The 1249-nt window shown below is 42.4% G+C and carries 2 pseudogenes; both read left to right on the top strand.

What is annotated here, in order from left to right:
- A pseudogene (locus GC128_RS22915) lies at positions 1-822 on the top strand (acetyltransferase); the annotation flags it as partial.
- 113 nt (positions 823-935) lie between these two features.
- A pseudogene (locus GC128_RS22910) lies at positions 936-1249 on the top strand (T6SS immunity protein Tli4 family protein); the annotation flags it as partial.

Below are 1249 nucleotides of genomic sequence, written 5' to 3'. Positions count from 1 at the left end.
GGCTGCCAGAATAAAATCTTGGGCATTGTGCATGGGGTAATTCCCGATCTTGGCTCACCGGCAGCGTATCGCCGAATGAAAATAGGGGCCAAGCAGGAAGGGGCTGCGGGCATTGTATTAGGCAAATCGGCGACCGAGCTAATGCCGGTGTTAGCCCGCGCTCCCGCACCATTGCAGTTACTGCCATCGGCCAAATATATCAATGGTGCTCCCTGGCTAACGATAAAAGGGGGGGATACAGATGGCAGTGATTTAAGATTACCAAAAGAAGGAAATCCATTTAAGGACATTTATCTTAATCAGAAGGAATGGTTCCGATTGTATGAATCGGATATTATCGATAAAGATAAAGTGATTACTGAGAATAATTGGTCTGAATATAGCAACCTTATTATTGATGTAGTACAACCTTTTATTAAAAAGTCAGATAACATTTATCATCCAAATACTTATCTGTTTTATGGAAAAGAAATTGATTCTGATGGTTCTCTGACGTGGAAAAAAACGTCAATAACCTATTCCAAAAATACGCTTGAACGCGATAAAAAACTGCCTAATGATCATCGTGACGTCCCAGGGAGTTTTAATAAATCCCAACTCTATCAGCTAAAATCATCCGCTACACCCGGCGATGGTACCGTCCCGGTGGAATCACTGAGTGCTATTCGTAGTTTTAGCGCAATCAAGAGTATACTTGCCACTAATGTGGGGCATCAGGAAGCTTATAACGTCGATGATATGGCAGACATTATGAAGCGACCATCAGTGCAGTTTACGCTGCGAGCCATCGCAAAAATGGTGCAGGAGGTGCCTTCCCCATGATCCCGAAAATTAAATCCAAGCCAAAATTCTGTATGTGCACGCTGGTTATGGCAGGAATAGTATTCTGTGCAGAAAGCACACAGGCTTCAACAATACCTCACAAGGATGACTCGATGACACAGACACTATTTTCCAATACCAAACTTCAGTGCATCGGGCGCTATCTGATTGATGTGCCAGAATCGCTTAATAATAAGCTCAATAATATGGTTTTCATCGATGATTTTAGAATTGAAAGCCAGCGATTATATCAACCAGCTTTCGAACAACGGATCAAGTTAAGAGAGCAGGAATTACATGATTCAATGAATAGACCGGGTAACGATCCGATAGATGCTCCTTTTCTAAAAGAAGTGGTTCGATTGCCTGATGATAAAGGAGTGATTTTTGATCACAACTGGGCAGGAAAACCTGATTCATATCGCCA

Source organism: Buttiauxella massiliensis, assembly GCF_902500225.1.
Taxonomy (GTDB): domain Bacteria; phylum Pseudomonadota; class Gammaproteobacteria; order Enterobacterales; family Enterobacteriaceae; genus Buttiauxella; species Buttiauxella massiliensis.
The sequence above is the reverse complement of the archived record's forward strand: the minus strand, read 5'-3'. Positions and strand labels throughout refer to the sequence as shown.